The following is a 20,017-nucleotide window of genomic DNA, read 5'->3' on the forward strand; positions in this document are numbered from 1 at the left end:
TCAGGCTCATTGAGGATACCATGAGACGATTTCTGACGACGCTGATGATAATCCTGGTCGTGCTGGTGGCCGGATTATCTGCGTTAGTGTTGCTGGTGAATCCGAATGATTTCCGCGACTATATGGTCAAGCAGGTTGCTGCACGTAGCGGTTATCAATTGCAGTTGGATGGGCCACTGCGTTGGCACGTCTGGCCGCAGCTTAGTATCCTCTCCGGGCGAATGTCCCTCACTGCCCAGGGGGCGAGCCAGCCACTGGTGCGCGCCGATAATATGCGCCTTGATGTGGCGTTATTGCCGTTGTTGAGTCATCAACTGAGCGTTAAGCAGGTGATGCTGAAAGGCGCGGTAATTCAACTTACGCCACAGTCGGAAGCGGTTCGTCGTGACGATGCACCCGTTGCGCCGCGCGACAATACGTTGCCGGATCTGTCAGAAGATCGCGGCTGGTCTTTTGATATCTCCAGTCTGAAAGTGGCGGACAGTCTGCTGGTATTCCAGCATGAAGATGACGAGCAGGTGACAATTCGCAACATCCGTCTGCAAATGGAACAAGATCCACAGCATCGTGGCTCGTTTGAGTTCTCCGGGCGGGTTAATCGCGATCAGCGCGATCTCACGTTATCCCTCAAAGGCACGGTGGATGCTTCTGATTATCCGCATGATTTAACCGCAGCCATTGAGCAAATTAGCTGGCAGCTGCAAGGCGCAGATCTGCCACAGCAAGGTATTCAGGGGCAGGGGAGCTTCCAGGCCCAGTGGCAAGAGTCACATAAACGCCTTTCATTTAATCAAATCAATTTGACCGCGAATGACAGCACGCTTAGTGGGCAGGCGCAGGTCACGCTGACTGAAAAACCCGAATGGTTGTTAAGATTGCAGTTTTCGCAACTGAATCTTGATAATCTCATACCGCTTAATGAAGCCGTTAACAGTGAAAACGGAACCACGCAACAGGGGCAGAACCAGCCAATGCTGCCGCGTCCGGTCATTTCCTCGCGTATTGATGAACCGGCCTATCAGGGGTTGAAAGGTTTTGCGGCTGATATTTTGTTGCAGGCCAGTAACGTGCGTTGGCGCGGGATGAATTTTACTGATGTTGCTACGCAAATGACCAATAAATCGGGTTTGCTGGAAATCACCCAACTGCAAGGCAAACTCAACGGTGGACAGATATCGCTGCCGGGAACGCTGGACGCGACGGCAAAACATCCGCAGATAACCTTTCAACCTCGGCTGGAGAATGTCGAGATTAGTACCATTCTGAAGGCATTTAACTATCCGATTTCGTTAACCGGAAAAATGTCGCTGGCTGGTGATTTCTCCGGCGCTGACATTGATGCCGAAGCATTCCGCCACAACTGGCAAGGGCAAGCGCATGTTGAAATGACCGACACTCGCATGGAAGGGATGAACTTCCAGCAGATGATTCAGCAAGCGGTAGAACGTAACGGCGGTGATGTGAAAGCTGCTGAAAACTTCGATAATGTGACTCGTCTCGACCGCTTTACGACCGATCTCACGCTAAATAATGGCCTCGTAACGTTAAACGACATGCAAGGTCAATCGCCAGTGTTAGCTCTGACAGGGGAAGGCTCGTTGAATCTGGCAGAGCAGACCTGCGATACCCAGTTTGACATTCGAGTCGTTGGTGGCTGGAACGGGGAAAGCAAACTGATTGATTTCCTCAAAGAAACACCGGTTCCGCTGCGGGTTTACGGCAACTGGCAGCAACTCAATTACAGCCTGCAAGTGGATCAGTTACTGCGCAAACACTTACAGGATGAAGCCAAACGTCGCCTGCACGATTGGGCTGAGCGCAATAAAGATTCCCGCAATGGCAAAGATGTGAAGAAGTTGCTGGAGAAGATGTAAGTTTCCAGATGACATAATTTGTAGGCCTGATGCAACGCTTTACGCGTCTTATCAGGCCTACATACCATCACACCTCGTACTCCAAATTATCTTCCTTATGCAGCGGAATAATCTGCACCTTCTGCACGCGATGGCTTTCCACCTGCAACGTTTTAAGCAAATAATCCCCCACCTGAACTTCTTCGCCAGGTTTTGGAATACGCTGTAAATATTCCATCAACAGCCCGGCAATGGTGTGATATTCACGTTTTTCATCCAGCGGCAGCGGCACATATTGCACCAGATCTTCCAGTGGCATATGACCATTCGCCGTCCAGGAACCGTCGGCGTTTTTCTGAATATCATGGCGGGCGTCGATCTCTTCCACTTCGTTCGGTAAGTTACCGGCAATGGTTTCAGTGACGTCACTTAATGTCACAATCCCTTCCACTGAACCAAACTCATCCACCACAAAAGCAAAGTGCGTGCGGGCATTACGGAACTGCTCCAGGGCAGGTAACAACGGCAAGGTTTCCGGGAACACCAGCGGCTGGCGAATCAACACCCGCAGGTTGAGCGGTTCGCCGCGCAGTGACTGTTGTAACAGGTCGATAACGTGAACAACACCGAGCAAATCTTCTGCGTCATCGCCATCAGTAACGACAAGCCGCGTATGCTGATTTCGCTCCAGTAACTGGCGGATCTCGTCTTCCGGCGCGTTGAGATCGATATGCTCAATATCGTGGCGCGAGGTCATGATGCTGCTGACGGTACGCTGGTTAAGATTAAGCACCCGCTCGATCATCCGCCGCTCCTGCGGATTAAAGATTTGTTGGTTGCCATGATCCACCAGCATGGACGCGGTTTCGGCGTCCAGTTCCGCATCTTCTTTTTGCCCGCTAAGCAGGCGCATTACCGCTTCGGTAGTCCGCTGGCGCAGTGTCTGGTTAGCGGAAAGAAAACGTCGCCGGTTAAAGATAGCCAACTGATTGAGCGCCTCGATCATCACCGAGAAGCCAATGGCGGCGTACAGATAGCCCTTCGGAATGACGAAGCCGAAACCTTCAGCCACCAGGCTAAAGCCAATCATCAACAGGAAACTTAAGCAGAGAATAACGATCGTCGGGTGGCTATTAACGAACTGGGTTAACGGCTTGCTTGCCATCAACATCAGGCTGATAGCGATAACAACTGCGGCCATCATGACCAGTAAATGGTCGACCATCCCGACGGCGGTAATCACCGAGTCGAGTGAGAAGATGGCGTCCAGTACCACAATTTGTGTCACCACGCCCCAGAACTTCGCGCCTTTGCGTTGTGTGGGGTTATTGCTGTCTTTCCCTTCCAGCCGTTCGTTCAGCTCCATCGTGGCTTTGAACAACAGGAAGAAACCACCAAACAGCATGATTAAGTCGCGGGCGCTAAAGGTAAACGAGCGGAAGCTGAACAGCGGTTGAGTCAGGGTGACCAGCCAGGAGATTGACGCCAGCAGTAACAGGCGCATTAACATTGCCAGCAGCAGCCCGGTAACCCGTGCGCGGTCACGCTGCTTCGGCGGTAGTTTTTCGGCGAGGATGGCAATAAAGACCAGGTTATCAATGCCGAGGACCAGTTCGATCACAATCAGCGTGATTAACCCGGCCCAGATAGACGGATCGGCAATCCATTCCATAGTAAGTACAAAACCTATTCGTTGTATGACAAATGTCACAATTCGATCATGGATAAATCAGGGCAAAAATGCAATGTTGCAGCACTATTTATCTCACATTATTTGAGGATTATAACATTGCATTATCCCTGAATTAAAAGTGGTAATAATAAAATATTATTTAAGAAATATCGCATGTGGAGACACTATATTAAATATTGTCAACCTAAAGAAACTCCTAAAAACCATATTGAATGACACTTAATATAATTCTTAAAAATAGCCAATTGCCGAATTGTTACCTTGCCTGCTATTCCGTTAGCTGTAACACTTCCTCCTGCATTATTGGAACGCCAATATTCAATTACCATAATGCTACCTTATATTCGGAAAATTAATTTCCTGAATAACCCTTTCTCATCAACGACTGTATGCTGAGAGGGTTTTAAAAACCAAACTAAATCAGTGTATTGGTAGCTTGAAAGCCAGGGGCGGTAGCGTGTCTGGATGCCTGAAAGACCAGTCTGAATTATTCTGTCAATAGCCTGCGGATGAAATCAATTTTTTTAGGACTGATGCCAGTTAAATTCTTATTCAATTAGCTGCAAGGTAAATGTGCATGTCGATAAATAATGCACAGGATAATTACTCTGCCAAAGTGATAAATAAACAATGATGAAATCCAAAATGAAATTGATGCCATTATTGGTGTCAGTAACCTTGATAAGCGGTTGCACAGTACTTCCGGGCAGTAATATGTCTACGCTGGGTAAAGACGTCATCAAACAGCAGGACGCTGATTTCGACCTCGACAAAATGGTGAATGTTTATCCGCTGACCCCGCGCCTGATTGATCAATTACGCCCACGCCCGAACGTGGCGCGCCCCAATATGACGCTGGAAAGCGAGATTGCGAATTACCAGTATCGCGTCGGGCCGGGCGACGTTCTTAACGTCACCGTCTGGGATCATCCGGAACTTACCACGCCCGCAGGTCAGTACCGCAGCTCCAGCGACACCGGCAACTGGGTGCAGCCTGATGGCACCATGTTTTACCCGTATATCGGCAAGGTTCACGTGGTGGGGAAAACGCTCGCTGAAATCCGCAGTGATATTACCAGCCGCTTAGCGACGTACATCGCTGACCCGCAGGTGGACGTTAATATCGCCGCCTTCCGCTCACAAAAAGCCTATATCTCAGGTCAGGTGAATAAATCCGGACAGCAGGCCATCACTAACGTACCCCTGACTATTCTCGACGCCATTAACGCCGCCGGTGGCCTGACAGACACCGCTGACTGGCGCAACGTGGTGCTAACACATAATGGTCGTGAAGAACGCATTTCTTTGCAGGCATTGATGCAAAACGGCGACCTCAACCAGAACCGATTGCTTTACCCTGGCGATATTCTCTACGTGCCGCGTAATGACGATCTGAAAGTGTTTGTTATGGGTGAAGTGAAGAAACAGAGCACCCTGAAAATGGACTTTAGCGGCATGACCCTGACTGAAGCCCTGGGCAATGCTGAAGGTATCGACATGACCACCTCCAACGCCAGCGGCATCTTTGTCATTCGTCCGCTGAAAGGCGAGGGCGGGCGTAACGGCAAGATTGCCAATATCTACCAGCTGGATATGTCCGATGCGACGTCGCTGGTGATGGCGACAGAATTCCGCCTGCAACCTTATGACGTGGTGTATGTCACCACCGCCCCGGTTTCCCGCTGGAACCGTCTGATCAATCAGTTGCTGCCAACTATTAGCGGTGTCCGTTACATGACGGATACAGCCAGCGACATTCATAACTGGTAATCGTCATGTTTAACAACATCTTAGTTGTCTGTGTTGGCAATATTTGCCGTTCCCCGACGGCGGAACGCTTACTGCAACGTTATCACCCGGAGCTGAAAGTGGAGTCCGCTGGACTCGGCGCGCAGGTCGGTAAGGGCGCTGACCCTACTGCTATCAGCGTCGCCGCAGAACATCAACTGTCTCTGGAAGGTCACTGTGCACGGCAAATCAGCCGCCGCCTGTGTCGCAACTATGACCTGATTTTGACCATGGAAAAGCGCCATATCGAACGCTTATGCGAGATGGCACCTGAGATGCGCGGCAAAGTGATGCTGTTTGGTCACTGGGATAACGAATGTGAAATCCCCGATCCGTATCGCAAAAGCCGGGAAACGTTTGCAGCGGTGTACACATTACTTGAACGGTCTGCCCGCCAGTGGGCGCAGGCATTGAACGCAGAGCAGGTATAAGAATGACAGAAAAAGTAAAACAACATGCCGCTCCGGTAACGGGCAGTGATGAAATCGATATTGGTCGCCTGGTCGGCACCGTCATTGAAGCGCGCTGGTGGGTGATTGGCATCACCGCCGTATTCGCCCTCTGTGCTGTGGTTTACACCTTCTTCGCTACGCCGATATATAGCGCCGACGCACTGGTACAAATCGAACAAAGCGGCGGCAATTCGCTGGTGCAGGATATCGGCTCGGCATTAGCCAACAAACCGCCAGCCTCGGACGCCGAGATCCAGTTGATTCGTTCGCGTCTGGTGCTTGGTAAAACGGTGGACGATCTCGACCTCGATATTGCGGTGAGCAAAAACACGTTCCCGATTTTCGGTGCGGGCTGGGATCGCCTGATGGGACGCCAGAACGAGACGGTGAAAGTGACCACCTTTAACCGCCCGAAAGAGATGGCGGATCAGGTGTTTACGCTTAATGTGCTGGACAACAAAACCTACACTTTGAGCAGTGATGGCGGCTTTAGCGCCCGTGGGCAAGCGGGCCAGATGCTGAAAAAAGAAGGCGTCACGCTGATGGTTGAAGCCATTCACGCCAGCCCGGGGAGTGAGTTTACCGTCACCAAATACTCCACGCTGGGGATGATCAATCAACTGCAAAACAGTCTGACGGTAACGGAGAACGGCAAAGACGCAGGCGTACTGAGCCTGACTTATACCGGTGAAGATCGCGAACAGATCCGCGACATTCTTAACAGCATCGCCCGTAACTATCAGGAACAAAATATTGAGCGCAAATCGGCGGAAGCGTCGAAAAGCCTCGCTTTCCTCGCGCAACAGTTACCGGAAGTACGTAGCCGCCTTGATGTTGCCGAAAACAAACTGAATGCCTTCCGTCAGGATAAAGATTCCGTTGATCTGCCGCTGGAAGCGAAAGCGGTGCTCGATTCGATGGTGAACATCGACGCGCAGCTGAACGAACTGACCTTTAAAGAGGCGGAAATCTCCAAGCTGTTCACCAAAGTTCATCCGGCGTACCGCACGCTGCTGGAGAAACGGCAGGCGCTGGAAGACGAAAAAGCCAAACTTAACGGGCGCGTAACGGCGATGCCGAAAACCCAGCAGGAGATTGTGCGCCTGACCCGCGATGTCGAGTCTGGTCAGCAGGTCTATATGCAACTGCTGAATAAAGAGCAGGAGCTGAAAATCACCGAAGCCAGCACCGTCGGCGATGTGCGCATTGTTGACCCGGCAATCACCCAGCCTGGTGTGCTGAAACCGAAGAAAGGGTTGATTATCCTCGGCGCAATTATCCTCGGCCTGATGCTCTCTATCGTGGGTGTACTGCTGCGCTCTTTGTTCAATCGCGGCATCGAAAGCCCACAGGTGCTGGAAGAACATGGCATCAGCGTCTATGCCAGCATCCCGCTGTCGGAGTGGCAAAAAGCGCGCGATAGCGTCAAAACCATCAAAGGGGTTAAACGCTATAAACAGAGCCAGCTACTGGCGGTGGGGAATCCAACCGACCTGGCGATTGAAGCCATCCGCAGTCTGCGTACCAGTCTGCACTTCGCGATGATGCAGGCGCAGAACAATGTGTTGATGATGACCGGGGTTAGCCCATCAATTGGTAAAACTTTTGTCTGTGCCAACCTGGCGGCGGTCATTAGCCAGACCAATAAACGGGTGCTGTTGATCGACTGCGATATGCGCAAAGGCTACACCCACGAGCTGTTGGGCACTAATAACGTTAATGGCCTGTCGGAAATTCTGATTGGTCAGGGCGATATTACTACCGCTGCTAAACCGACCTCTATTGCCAAATTTGACCTGATCCCGCGCGGTCAGGTACCGCCAAATCCTTCTGAACTGTTGATGAGCGAACGCTTTGCCGAACTGGTGAACTGGGCGAGTAAAAACTACGACCTGGTGTTGATTGATACGCCGCCGATTCTGGCAGTGACCGATGCGGCAATTGTTGGTCGTCATGTTGGAACCACGTTAATGGTGGCGCGTTATGCGGTCAACACATTGAAAGAAGTGGAAACCAGTCTGAGCCGCTTTGAGCAAAACGGTATTCCGGTGAAAGGGGTGATTCTGAACTCCATCTTCCGCCGCGCCAGCGCGTATCAGGATTATGGCTATTACGAATACGAATATAAGTCGGATGCGAAATAACGAGATCCGCTGTCGGATGCGATGCTGACGCATCTTATCCGACCTACGTTCACGCCGCATCCGGCAACAGAACCCGTAAACCAGCTCATAAACCGGCAGAACATCTCGACACTCCGGGAGAACAACCTATGAAAGACAATCCGCTGATCTCAATCTATATGCCAACCTGGAACCGCCAACAACTGGCGATTCGGGCGATAAAATCGGTTTTGCGCCAGGACTACAGCAACTGGGAGATGATCATCGTGGATGATTGCTCCACGTCCTGGGAACAGCTTCAGCAGTACGTCACCACCCTCAACGATCCGCGTATCACCTACGTTCACAACGACGTTAACAGCGGGGCGTGCGCGGTACGCAATCAGGCAATTATGCGGGCGCAAGGGGAATACATCACCGGGATCGATGATGATGATGAATGGACCCCCAACCGCCTGAGCGTCTTCCTCGCCCATAAACAGCAACTGGTCACTCATGCGTTCTTGTATGCCAACGACTACGTTTGCCAGGGCGAAGTTTATTCCCAACCGGCAAGTTTGCCGCTGTATCCCAAATCACCCTATTCACGCCGCCTGTTCTACAAACGCAACATCATCGGCAACCAGGTTTTTACCTGGGCGTGGCGTTTCAAAGAGAGTTTGTTCGATACCGAACTGAAAGCAGCACAGGATTACGACATCTTCCTGCGAATGGTAGTGGAGTATGGCGAACCGTGGAAAGTGGAAGAGGCGACGCAGATCCTGCATATCAATCACGGCGAAATGCAGATCACCTCGTCACCGAAAAAATTCTCCGGATACTTCCACTTTTACCGTAAGCACAAAGACAAATTTGACCGCGCCAGCAAAAAGTATCAGCTGTTTACTCTCTACCAGATCCGCAATAAACGCATGACCTGGCGGACTTTGTTGACGCTGCTGTCGGTGCGTAACGGCAAACGTCTGGCTGATGGCATACGGGGGCGTTAAGGATGCTGGAAGATCTGCGCGCCAACAGCTGGAGTTTACGCCCGTGCTGCATGGTTCTCGCTTATCGCGTCGCCCATTTTTGTTCGGTATGGCGCAAAAAGAACGTTCTCAACAATCTGTGGGCGGCCCCGCTGCTGGTGCTGTATCGCATTATCACCGAAGGCTTTTTCGGTTATGAAATCCAGGCCGCTGCAACTATTGGTCGCCGTTTTACTATCCATCACGGTTACGCCGTAGTGATTAATAAAAACGTGGTAGCGGGGGATGATTTCACCATTCGCCACGGCGTCACTATCGGCAATCGTGGTGCCGATAACATGGCATGTCCACAAATTGGCAACAGTGTCGAACTCGGTGCCAACGTCATTATTCTGGGTGATATCACGCTTGGAAACAACGTCACCGTGGGCGCGGGCAGCGTGGTGCTCGACTCTGTCCCGGACAACGCGCTGGTGGTGGGAGAAAAAGCGCGAGTGAAGGTAATTAAATGAATATTCTGCAATTTAATGTGCGACTGGCGGAAGGCGGAGCGGCAGGTGTGGCGTTAGATCTCCACCAGCGCGCGCTGCAACAGGGGCTTGCGTCACATTTTGTCTACGGCTACGGCAAAGGCGGCAAAGAGAGCGTCAGCCATCAACACTATCCGCAGGTAATCAAACATACGCCTCGGATGACCGCGATGGCGAACATTGCGCTGTTTCGTCTGTTTAATCGCGATCTGTTCGGCAATTTCAATGAGTTGTACCGTTCTATTACCCGCACATCGGGGCCGGTGGTTCTGCATTTTCATGTGCTGCACAGCTACTGGTTGAATCTTAACAGCGTGGTGCGCTTTTGCGAAAAAGTGAAAAACCACAAACCGGATGTCACCCTGGTCTGGACGCTGCATGATCACTGGAGCGTTACCGGGCGCTGCGCCTTTACAGACGGTTGCGAAGGCTGGAAAACGGGCTGCCGGAAATGCCCGACCTTAAATAACTATCCGCCGGTAAAGATTGATCGCGCACACCAACTGGTGGCGGGCAAACGCCAGTTATTCCGCGAGATGCTGGCACTGGGCTGTCAGTTTATTTCCCCCAGCCAGCATGTGGCAGACGCTTTCAATAGCCTGTACGGTCCAGGGTGCTGCCGGATTATCAATAACGGCATTGATATGGCAACCGAAGCCATTCTGGCGGAACTGCCACCGGTGCGCGAAACCCAGGGCAAGCCGAAAATCGCGGTGGTGGCGCATGACCTGCGTTACGACGGCAAAACTAACCAGCAACTGGTGCGCGAGATGATGGCGCTGGGCGACAAAATCGAACTGCATACTTTCGGTAAGTTCTCGCCGTTCAACGCTGGCAATGTGGTTAATCACGGCTTTGAAACCGACAAACGTAAGCTGATGAGCGCGCTCAACCAAATGGACGCGCTGGTCTTCAGTTCTCGCGTCGATAACTACCCGCTGATTTTGTGTGAGGCGTTATCGATTGGCGTGCCGGTGATTGCTACCCATAGCGATGCAGCGCGGGAAGTACTGCAAAAATCCGGCGGTAAAACCGTCAGCGAAGAAGACGTGCTGCAACTGGTGCAGCTAAGCAAACCGGAAATCGCGCAGGCGATATTTGGCACCACGCTGGACGAGTTCAGCCAGCGCAGCCGCGCCGCCTACAGTGGACAACAGATGCTGGAGGAGTATGTCAACGTCTATCAGAATCTGTAGCTACCTGCTGCTGCCGCTGATTTACCTGCTGGTTAACGTCAAAATCGCCCAGCTTGGCGAAAGTTTCCCCATTACCATCGTCACTTTTTTACCCGTCTTGTTACTGCTGTTTTTAGAGCGCATCAGCGTTAAAAAATTGATGATAGCGTTAGGGATTGGCGCGGGGCTCACGGCGTTTAACTATTTGTTTGGTCAGTCTTTGGATGCCAGCAAATACGTCACTTCAACCATGCTGTTTGTCTATATCGTGATCATTATTGGCATGGTGTGGAGCATTCGCTTTAAAACGATTTCGCCACACAACCATCGCAAGATATTACGTTTCTTTTATCTGGTGGTTGGACTGGTGGTGGCGCTGGCGGCGGTGGAGATGGCGCAAATTATTTTCACCGGCGGCAGCAGTATTATGGAGTCGATTTCGAAATATCTGATTTACAGCAATAGCTATGTACTGAATTTCATTAAATTCGGCGGCAAGCGAACGACAGCACTTTATTTCGAACCGGCATTTTTCGCTCTGGCATTAATCTCAATTTGGCTCAGTATCAAACAGTTTGGTATCAAAACGCCTAAAACTGATGCTATGATTCTCGCAGGAATAATATTATCCGGATCGTTTTCAGGGGTTATGACCTTTATCCTGTTTTATTTGCTGGAGTGGGCATTTCAATATCTGAATAAAGAGGCGATTAAGAAAAAATTACCGTTAGCATTGATTTCTCTGGCTGTATTCCTGGTTGGTGTGGTAATCGCGTTTCCTTATATTTCCACTCGTCTGGGAGATTTAGGCACAGAAGGATCGTCATCATATTATCGTATTGTCGGTCCGCTGGTGATGGTCGGTTATTCTTTGACCCATATTGACGGTGTAGTCAGATTTGGCTCACTTTATGAATATGTCGCATCATTCGGAATATTTAACGGTGCGGATGTCGGAAAAACCATAGACAATGGTTTGTATCTGCTGATTATTTATTTTTCCTGGTTCGCGGTGTTTTTATCGCTGTGGTACATGGGGAAAGTGATAAAAATGATGCTCAACGCTTTTGGCGATAATCGCAATTTTCGCGTGCAGCTCTATCTTTTTACGCCGGTATCACTGTTTTTTACCGGTTCGATATTTAGCCCGGAATATGCATTTTTAATCGTCTGTCCATTTATTTTGCGAAAAGCGTTAAATATTACGAGGTAAGAATAAGAACATGTTGCTCAGCATAATCACTGTCGCGTTTCGTAACCTGGAAGGGATAGTCAAAACACACGCCTCGCTGGCGCATCTGGCGCAGGCGGAGGATATTCCCTTCGAATGGATTGTAGTCGATGGCGGTTCCAACGATGGCACCCGTGAGTATCTGGAAAATCTCAATGGTATCTATAACCTACGCTTTGTCAGCGAACCGGATAACGGTATCTACGACGCCATGAACAAAGGTATTGAAATGGCACAAGGCAAGTTTGCGCTGTTTCTCAACTCGGGCGATATTTTTCATCAGGATGCCGCAAATTTTGTCCGTAAGTTAAAAGTGCAAAAAGATAACGTAATGATCACCGGCGATGCGCTGCTGGATTTTGGCGACGGTCATAAAATTAAACGTAGCGCCAAACCTGGCTGGTATATTTATCACAGCCTGCCCGCCAGCCATCAGGCGATATTTTTCCCGGTATCCGGCTTGAAAAAATGGCGTTATGACCTGGAATATAAAGTTTCTTCCGATTATGCGCTGGCGGCCAAAATGTATAAAGCTGGTTATGCATTTAAAAAACTCAATGGCCTGGTGTCTGAATTTTCTATGGGTGGGGTATCTACCACCAATAATATGGAATTGTGTGCCGACGCGAAAAAAGTACAACGGCAGATATTACATGTGCCTGGCTTCTGGACGGAATTATCCTGGCATTTACGCCAGCGCACGACGGGTAAAACGAAAGCCTTATATAACAAAGTCTGAATATACTCGTCATACTTCAAGTTGCATGTGCGTTAGCTTTCCTGCAACTCGAATTGTTTAGAGTATATAAGGAATATCAATGCAAGATTTAAGCGGTTTCTCGGTGCCGAAAGGGTTCCGGGGCAGCAATGCTATTAAAGTGCAATTATGGTGGGCGGTACAGGCAACATTATTTGCCTGGTCGCCACAAGTATTGTATCGCTGGCGGGCTTTTTTATTACGTTTATTCGGCGCAAAAATAGGAAAAAACGTAGTTATTCGTCCGTCAGTAAAAATTACCTATCCGTGGAAATTAACCTTAGGTGATTACGCGTGGATCGGCGATGAGGTCAATTTATATACCCTCGGTGAAATAACCATTGGTGCGCATTCGGTGATATCGCAAAAAAGTTATTTATGCACCGGCAGCCACGACCATGCAAGTCGACATTTCACCATTAACGCCACGCCCATTGTGATTGGTGAGAAATGCTGGCTGGCAACCGATGTCTTTGTTGCCCCTGGCGTCACGATTGGCGACGGCACCGTAGTGGGGGCGCGAAGCAGTGTTTTTAAATCGCTTCCGGCAAATGCCATTTGCCGGGGGAATCCCGCAGTGGTGATACGCGAACGCGTTGAAACTGAATAAATTCAAAAAAATACAGAGGAATAAGACATGTCAAAAGTCGCTCTCATCACCGGTGTAACCGGACAGGATGGTTCTTACCTGGCAGAACTGTTGCTGGAGAAAGGTTACGAGGTGCATGGCATTAAGCGTCGTGCATCGTCATTCAACACCGAGCGCGTGGATCACATTTATCAGGATCCACACACCTGCAACCCGAAATTCCATCTGCATTATGGCGACCTGAGTGATACCTCCAACCTGACGCGTATTTTGCGTGAAGTGCAACCGGATGAAGTGTACAACCTGGGCGCAATGAGCCACGTTGCGGTTTCTTTTGAGTCACCGGAATATACCGCAGACGTTGATGCGATGGGTACGCTGCGCCTGCTGGAGGCGATCCGCTTCCTCGGTCTGGAAAAGAAAACCCGTTTTTATCAGGCTTCCACCTCTGAACTGTACGGTCTGGTGCAGGAAATTCCGCAGAAAGAAACCACGCCGTTCTACCCGCGCTCTCCGTATGCTGTCGCCAAACTGTACGCCTACTGGATCACCGTTAACTATCGTGAATCCTACGGTATGTACGCCTGCAACGGCATTCTGTTTAACCATGAATCTCCGCGCCGTGGCGAAACCTTCGTCACCCGCAAAATCACCCGCGCAATCGCCAACATCGCCCAGGGGCTGGAGTCGTGCCTGTACCTCGGCAATATGGATTCCCTGCGTGACTGGGGCCATGCCAAAGACTACGTAAAAATGCAGTGGATGATGCTGCAACAGGAACAGCCAGAAGATTTCGTTATCGCGACCGGCGTTCAGTACTCCGTACGTCAGTTCGTGGAAATGGCGGCAGCACAGCTGGGCATCAAACTGCGCTTTGAAGGCACGGGTGTTGAAGAGAAGGGCATTGTGGTTTCCGTCACCGGGCATGACGCGCCGGGCGTTAAACCGGGTGATGTGATTATCGCCGTTGACCCGCGTTACTTCCGTCCGGCTGAAGTTGAAACGCTGCTCGGCGACCCGACCAAAGCGCACGAAAAACTGGGCTGGAAACCGGAAATCACCCTCAGAGAGATGGTGTCTGAAATGGTGGCTAATGACCTCGAAGCGGCGAAAAAACACTCTCTGCTGAAATCTCACGGCTACGACGTGGCGATCGCGCTGGAGTCATAAGCATGAGTAAACAACGCATTTTTATCGCTGGCCATCGCGGGATGGTCGGTTCCGCCATCAGGCGGCAGCTCGAACAGCGCGGTGATGTGGAACTGGTATTACGCACTCGCGACGAGCTGAACCTGCTGGACAGTTGCGTGGTGCATGATTTCTTTGCCCGCGAGCGCATTGATCAGGTCTATCTGGCGGCGGCGAAAGTGGGTGGCATTGTCGCCAACAACACCTATCCGGCGGATTTCATCTATCAGAACATGATGATTGAGAGCAACATCATTCACGCCGCGCATCAGAACGACGTGAACAAACTGCTGTTTCTCGGATCGTCCTGCATCTACCCGAAACTGGCAAAACAGCCGATGGCAGAAAGCGAGTTATTGCAGGGCACGCTGGAGCCGACCAACGAGCCTTATGCCATTGCCAAAATTGCCGGGATCAAACTGTGCGAATCCTACAACCGCCAGTATGGACGCGATTACCGTTCGGTTATGCCGACTAACCTGTACGGGCCGCACGACAACTTCCATCCGAGTAACTCGCACGTGATCCCTGCATTGCTGCGCCGCTTCCACGAGGCGACGGCACAGAATGCGCCGGACGTGGTGGTGTGGGGCAGCGGTACGCCGATGCGTGAATTTCTGCATGTCGATGATATGGCGGCGGCAAGCATTCATGTCATGGAGCTGGCGCACGAAGTCTGGCTGGAAAATACCCAGCCGATGCTGTCGCACATTAACGTCGGCACTGGCGTTGATTGCACTATCCGCGAGCTGGCGCAAACCATCGCCAAAGTGGTGGGTTACAAAGGTCGGGTGGTTTTTGATGCCAGTAAACCGGATGGTACGCCGCGCAAACTGCTGGATGTGACGCGCTTGCATCAGCTTGGCTGGTATCACGAAATCTCACTGGAAGCGGGGCTTGCCAGCACTTACCAGTGGTTCCTTGAGAATCAAGACCGCTTTCGGGGGTAATGATGTTTTTACGTCAGGAAGACTTTGCCACGGTAGTGCGCTCCACTCCGCTTGTCTCTCTCGACTTTATTGTTGAGAACAGTCGCGGTGAGTTTCTGCTTGGCAAAAGAACCAACCGCCCGGCGCAGGGTTACTGGTTTGTGCCGGGAGGGCGCGTGCAGAAAGACGAAACGCTGGAAGCCGCATTTGAGCGGCTGACGCTGGCGGAACTGGGGCTGCGTCTGCCGATAACAGCAGGCCAGTTTTACGGTGTCTGGCAGCACTTTTATGACGATAACTTCTCCGGCACGGATTTCACCACGCATTATGTGGTGCTCGGTTTTCGCTTCAGAGTCGCGGAAGAAGAGCTGTTACTGTCGGATGAGCAGCACGACGATTACCGCTGGCTGACGCCGGACGCGCTGCTCGCCAGTGACAATGTTCACGCTAACAGCCGCGCTTATTTTCTCGCTGAGAAGCGTGCCGGAGTACCCGGATTATGAAAATACTGGTCTACGGCATTAACTACTCGCCGGAGTTAACCGGTATCGGCAAATACACCGGCGAGATGGTGGAATGGCTGGCGGCACAAGGTCATGAGGTGCGGGTTATTACCGCACCTCCTTACTACCCGCAGTGGCAGGTGGGGGAGAACTATTCTGCCTGGCGGTACAAACGTGAAGAGGGCGCAGCCACGGTGTGGCGCTGCCCGCTGTATGTGCCAAAACAGCCGAACACACTGAAACGCCTGTTACATCTCGGCAGTTTTGCCGCCAGTAGTTTTTTTCCGCTGATGGCGCAACGTCGCTGGAAGCCGGATCGCATTATCGGCGTGGTGCCAACGCTGTTTTGCACGCCGGGAATGCGCCTGCTGGCGAAACTCTCTGGTGCGCGCACGGTGCTGCATATTCAGGATTACGAAGTGGACGCCATGCTGGGGCTGGGCCTTGCCGGAAAAGGCAAAGGCGGCAAAGTGGCACAGCTGGCGACGGCGTTCGAACGTAGCGGACTGCATAACGTCGATAACGTCTCCACGATTTCGCGTTCGATGATGAATAAAGCCATCGAAAAAGGCGTGGCGGCGGAAAACGTCATCTTCTTCCCCAATTGGTCGGAAATCGCCCGTTTTCAATATGTTGCAGACGCCGATGTTGATGCCCTTCGTAACCAGCTTGGCCTGCCGGATAACAAAAAAATCATTCTTTACTCCGGCAATATTGGTGAAAAGCAGGGGCTGGAAAACGTTATTGAAGCCGCCGATCGCCTGCGCGATGAACCGCTGATTTTTGCCATTGTCGGGCAGGGCGGCGGCAAAGCGCGGCTGGAAAAAATGGCGCAGCAGCGTGGACTGCGCAACATGCAATTCTTCCCGCTGCAATCGTATGACGCTTTACCCGCACTGCTGAAGATGGGCGATTGCCATCTGGTGGTGCAAAAACGCGGCGCGGCAGATGCTGTATTGCCGTCGAAACTGACCAATATTCTGGCAGTAGGCGGTAACGCGGTGATTACCGCAGAAGCCCACACCGAACTGGGGCAGCTTTGCGAAACCTTTCCGGGCATTGCGGTTTGCGTAGAACCGGAATCGGTCGAGGCGCTGGTGGCGGGGATCCGTCAGGCGCTCCTGCTGCCCAAACACAACACGGTGGCACGTGAATATGCCGAACGCACGCTCGATAAAGAGAACGTGTTACGTCAATTTATAAATGATATTCGGGGATAATTATGGCGCAGTCGAAACTCTATCCAGTTGTGATGGCAGGTGGCTCCGGGAGCCGCTTATGGCCGCTTTCCCGCGTACTTTATCCCAAGCAGTTTTTATGCCTGAAAGGCGATCTCACCATGCTGCAAACCACCATCTGCCGCCTGAACGGCGTGGAGTGCGAAAGCCCGGTGGTGATTTGCAATGAGCAGCACCGCTTTATTGTTGCGGAACAGCTGCGTCAACTGAACAAACTTACCGAGAACATTATTCTCGAACCGGCAGGGCGTAACACTGCACCAGCCATTGCGCTGGCGGCGCTGGCGGCAAAACGTCCTAGCCCGGAAAACGACCCATTAATGCTGGTGCTGGCGGCGGATCATGTGATTGCCGATGAAGACGCGTTCCGCGCCGCAGTGCGTAACGCCATGCCGTATGCCGAAGCAGGTAAGCTGGTGACCTTCGGCATTGTGCCGGATCTACCTGAAACCGGATATGGCTATATTCGTCGCGGTGAAGTATCTGCGGGTGAGCAGGATACGGTGGCCTTTGAAGTGGCGCAGTTTGTCGAAAAACCGAATCTGGAAACCGCTCAGGCCTATGTGGCAAGCGGCGAATATTACTGGAACAGCGGTATGTTCCTGTTCCGCGCCGGACGCTATCTAGAAGAACTGAAAAAGTATCGCCCGGATATTCTCGATGCCTGCGAAAAAGCGATGAGTGCCGTCGATCCGGATCTCGATTTTATTCGTGTGGATGAAGAGGCGTTTCTCGCCTGTCCGGAAGAGTCTGTGGATTACGCGGTTATGGAACGCACGGCAGATGCGGTTGTGGTGCCGATGGATGCGGGCTGGAGCGATGTCGGTTCCTGGTCTTCATTATGGGAGATCAGCGCCCACACCGCCGAGGGTAATGTTTGCCACGGTGATGTGATTAATCACAAAACTGAAAACAGCTATGTGTATGCCGAATCTGGCCTGGTCACCACCGTCGGGGTGAAAGATCTGGTCGTGGTGCAGACCAAAGACGCAGTGCTGATTGCCGACCGGAACTCGGTGCAGGATGTGAAAAAAGTGGTCGAGCAGATCAAAGCCGATGGTCGCCATGAGCATCGGGTACATCGCGAAGTGTATCGCCCGTGGGGCAAATATGACTCTATCGACGCAGGCGACCGCTACCAGGTAAAACGCATCACCGTGAAACCCGGTGAGGGCTTGTCGGTACAGATGCACCATCACCGCGCGGAACACTGGGTAGTGGTGGCGGGAACGGCAAAAGTCACCATTGACGGTGATATCAAACTGCTTGGCGAAAACGAGTCTATTTATATTCCGCTGGGGGCGACGCACTGCCTGGAAAATCCGGGGAAAATTCCGCTCGACTTAATTGAAGTGCGCTCTGGCTCTTATCTCGAAGAGGATGATGTGGTGCGCTTCGCGGATCGCTACGGACGGGTGTAAACGTCGCATCAGGCAATGAATGCCGAACCGCGATGTAAATAACGACAAAAACAAAATTGGCCGTTTCGGTCAGGGCCAACTATTGCCTGAAAAAGGGTAACGACATGAAAAAATTAACCTGCTTTAAAGCCTATGATATTCGCGGAAAATTAGGCGAAGAACTGAATGAAGATATTGCCTGGCGCATTGGTCGCGCCTATGGCGAATTCCTTAAACCGAAAACCATTGTGTTAGGCGGTGATGTCCGCCTCACCAGCGAAACCTTAAAACTGGCGCTGGCGAAAGGTTTGCAGGATGCGGGCGTCGATGTGCTGGATATCGGCATGTCCGGCACCGAAGAGATCTATTTCGCTACGTTCCATCTCGGCGTGGATGGCGGCATTGAAGTCACCGCCAGCCATAATCCGATGGATTACAACGGCATGAAGCTGGTACGCGAAGGGGCTCGTCCGATCAGCGGCGATACCGGACTGCGCGACGTCCAGCGTCTGGCGGAAGCCAATGACTTCCCCCCCGTCGATGAAACCAGACGTGGTAGCTATCAGCAAATCAACCTGCGTGACGCTTACGTTGATCACCTGTTCGGATATATCAATGTCAAAAACCTCACGCCGCTCAAGCTGGTGATCAACTCCGGGAACGGCGCAGCGGGTCCGGTGGTGGACGCTATCGAAGCCCGCTTTAAAGCCCTCGGCGCACCGGTGGAATTGATCAAAGTGCACAACACGCCGGACGGCAATTTCCCCAACGGTATTCCTAACCCGCTGCTGCCGGAATGCCGCGATGACACCCGCAATGCGGTCATTAAACACGGCGCGGATATGGGCATTGCCTTTGATGGCGATTTTGACCGCTGCTTCCTGTTTGACGAAAAAGGGCAGTTTATCGAGGGCTACTACATTGTCGGTCTGCTGGCAGAAGCGTTCCTCGAAAAAAATCCCGGCGCGAAGATCATCCACGATCCGCGTCTCTCCTGGAATACCGTCGATGTGGTGACTGCTGCAGGCGGTACGCCGGTGATGTCGAAAACCGGACACGCCTTTATTAAAGAACGTATGCGCAAGGAAGACGCCATCTACGGTGGCGAAATGAGCGCGCATCATTACTTCCGTGATTTCGCCTACTGTGACAGCGGCATGATCCCGTGGCTGCTGGTAGCCGAACTGGTATGCCTGAAAGGAAAAACGCTGGGAGAACTGGTGCGCGACCGGATGGTGGCGTTCCCGGCAAGCGGTGAGATCAACAGCAAACTTGCGCAGCCCGTTGAGGCGATTAACCGCGTCGAACAGCACTTTAGCCGCGAGGCGCTGGCGGTGGATCGCACTGACGGCATCAGCATGACCTTTGCCGACTGGCGCTTTAACCTGCGCTCCTCCAACACCGAACCGGTGGTGCGGTTGAATGTGGAATCGCGCGGTGATGTGCCGCTGATGGAAGCGCGAACGCGAACTTTGCTGACGTTGCTGAACGAGTAATGTCATTACTTTCCCCCTCACTCTGACGCTCTACTGCCTGTGGAGAGAAGAGAGCACGGAACTTGCTTCTCCCCCTCGCCCCTTTGGGGAGAGGGCCTGGGTGA

General features: G+C 51.9%; 17 protein-coding genes. 16 read left to right on the forward strand and 1 reads right to left on the reverse strand.

What is annotated here, in order from left to right; translation table 11 throughout:
- The first annotated feature begins 20 nt into the window (after window positions 1-20).
- A complete protein-coding gene (asmA, locus tag HEM79_RS16585; RefSeq protein ID WP_001252249.1) occupies window positions 21-1,874 on the forward strand; it encodes an outer membrane assembly protein AsmA in 1,854 nt (617 codons plus the stop codon).
- Between the two features lie 67 nt (window positions 1,875-1,941).
- On the opposite strand, the gene HEM79_RS16590 is transcribed toward asmA, so the two are convergent.
- Window positions 1,942-3,525, reverse strand: a complete 1,584-nt coding sequence (locus tag HEM79_RS16590; RefSeq protein WP_176242457.1) for a TerC family protein — start codon at window positions 3,523-3,525, stop codon at window positions 1,942-1,944.
- A 651-nt stretch (window positions 3,526-4,176) separates the two neighbouring features.
- Between HEM79_RS16590 and wza the strand changes: the two genes are divergently transcribed.
- The 15 genes from wza (at window position 4,177) to cpsG (ending at window position 19,913) form a co-directional block, all read left to right on the forward strand.
- Window positions 4,177-5,316: a polysaccharide export protein Wza gene (gene wza, locus HEM79_RS16595; RefSeq protein ID WP_000978081.1), complete on the forward strand. Its 1,140-nt coding sequence runs from the start codon at window positions 4,177-4,179 to the stop codon at window positions 5,314-5,316.
- A gap of 5 nt (window positions 5,317-5,321) precedes the next feature.
- Window positions 5,322-5,765: a low molecular weight protein-tyrosine-phosphatase Wzb gene (gene wzb / locus HEM79_RS16600; protein WP_176242141.1), complete on the forward strand. Its 444-nt coding sequence runs from the start codon at window positions 5,322-5,324 to the stop codon at window positions 5,763-5,765.
- A 2-nt stretch (window positions 5,766-5,767) separates the two neighbouring features.
- On the forward strand, window positions 5,768-7,930 hold the full coding sequence (wzc, locus tag HEM79_RS16605) for a tyrosine-protein kinase Wzc (RefSeq protein WP_176242135.1): 2,163 nt from the start codon (window positions 5,768-5,770) through the stop codon (window positions 7,928-7,930).
- A 128-nt stretch (window positions 7,931-8,058) separates the two neighbouring features.
- Window positions 8,059-8,898 carry a colanic acid biosynthesis glycosyltransferase WcaA gene (gene wcaA, locus HEM79_RS16610; protein ID WP_176242126.1) on the forward strand — a complete coding sequence of 280 codons (840 nt, stop codon included), beginning with the start codon at window positions 8,059-8,061 and terminating at the stop codon, window positions 8,896-8,898.
- Between the two features lie 2 nt (window positions 8,899-8,900).
- Window positions 8,901-9,389, forward strand: coding sequence for a colanic acid biosynthesis acetyltransferase WcaB (gene wcaB, locus HEM79_RS16615; RefSeq protein ID WP_176242124.1), 489 nt, complete (start codon window positions 8,901-8,903; stop codon window positions 9,387-9,389).
- Window positions 9,386-10,603, forward strand: a complete 1,218-nt coding sequence (gene wcaC / locus HEM79_RS16620) for a colanic acid biosynthesis glycosyltransferase WcaC (RefSeq protein ID WP_176242113.1) — start codon at window positions 9,386-9,388, stop codon at window positions 10,601-10,603. The genes wcaB and wcaC overlap by 4 nt, the downstream gene beginning before the upstream one ends.
- Window positions 10,578-11,795, forward strand: coding sequence for a colanic acid polymerase WcaD (gene wcaD, locus HEM79_RS16625; protein ID WP_021551011.1), 1,218 nt, complete (start codon window positions 10,578-10,580; stop codon window positions 11,793-11,795). Before wcaC ends, wcaD begins: the two co-directional genes overlap by 26 nt.
- Window positions 11,796-11,805: 10 nt before the next feature.
- The gene (gene wcaE / locus HEM79_RS16630; RefSeq protein WP_176242111.1) at window positions 11,806-12,552 is read left to right on the forward strand and encodes a colanic acid biosynthesis glycosyltransferase WcaE; all 747 of its coding nucleotides are present in this window, start codon (window positions 11,806-11,808) and stop codon (window positions 12,550-12,552) included.
- Between the two features lie 79 nt (window positions 12,553-12,631).
- The gene (gene wcaF, locus HEM79_RS16635; RefSeq protein WP_176242109.1) at window positions 12,632-13,180 is read left to right on the forward strand and encodes a colanic acid biosynthesis acetyltransferase WcaF; all 549 of its coding nucleotides are present in this window, start codon (window positions 12,632-12,634) and stop codon (window positions 13,178-13,180) included.
- A gap of 27 nt (window positions 13,181-13,207) precedes the next feature.
- Window positions 13,208-14,329, forward strand: a complete 1,122-nt coding sequence (gmd, locus tag HEM79_RS16640; protein WP_000048207.1) for a GDP-mannose 4,6-dehydratase — start codon at window positions 13,208-13,210, stop codon at window positions 14,327-14,329.
- A 2-nt stretch (window positions 14,330-14,331) separates the two neighbouring features.
- A complete protein-coding gene (gene fcl, locus HEM79_RS16645; RefSeq protein WP_176242107.1) occupies window positions 14,332-15,297 on the forward strand; it encodes a GDP-L-fucose synthase in 966 nt (321 codons plus the stop codon).
- Window positions 15,298-15,299: 2 nt separating this feature from the next.
- Entirely contained in the window at window positions 15,300-15,779 is a 480-nt protein-coding gene (gmm, locus tag HEM79_RS16650) for a GDP-mannose mannosyl hydrolase (RefSeq protein WP_176242455.1), read from the forward strand.
- Entirely contained in the window at window positions 15,776-16,999 is a 1,224-nt protein-coding gene (gene wcaI, locus HEM79_RS16655) for a colanic acid biosynthesis fucosyltransferase WcaI (protein WP_176242105.1), read from the forward strand. Before gmm ends, wcaI begins: the two co-directional genes overlap by 4 nt.
- A gap of 2 nt (window positions 17,000-17,001) precedes the next feature.
- The gene (cpsB, locus tag HEM79_RS16660) at window positions 17,002-18,438 is read left to right on the forward strand and encodes a mannose-1-phosphate guanyltransferase (protein WP_176242103.1); all 1,437 of its coding nucleotides are present in this window, start codon (window positions 17,002-17,004) and stop codon (window positions 18,436-18,438) included.
- 104 nt (window positions 18,439-18,542) lie between these two features.
- Window positions 18,543-19,913, forward strand: a complete 1,371-nt coding sequence (gene cpsG / locus HEM79_RS16665; RefSeq protein ID WP_176242102.1) for a colanic acid biosynthesis phosphomannomutase CpsG — start codon at window positions 18,543-18,545, stop codon at window positions 19,911-19,913.
- Window positions 19,914-20,017: the final 104 nt, after the last annotated feature.

Source organism: Escherichia sp. 93.0816, assembly GCF_013368855.2.
GTDB lineage: Bacteria > Pseudomonadota > Gammaproteobacteria > Enterobacterales > Enterobacteriaceae > Escherichia > Escherichia ruysiae.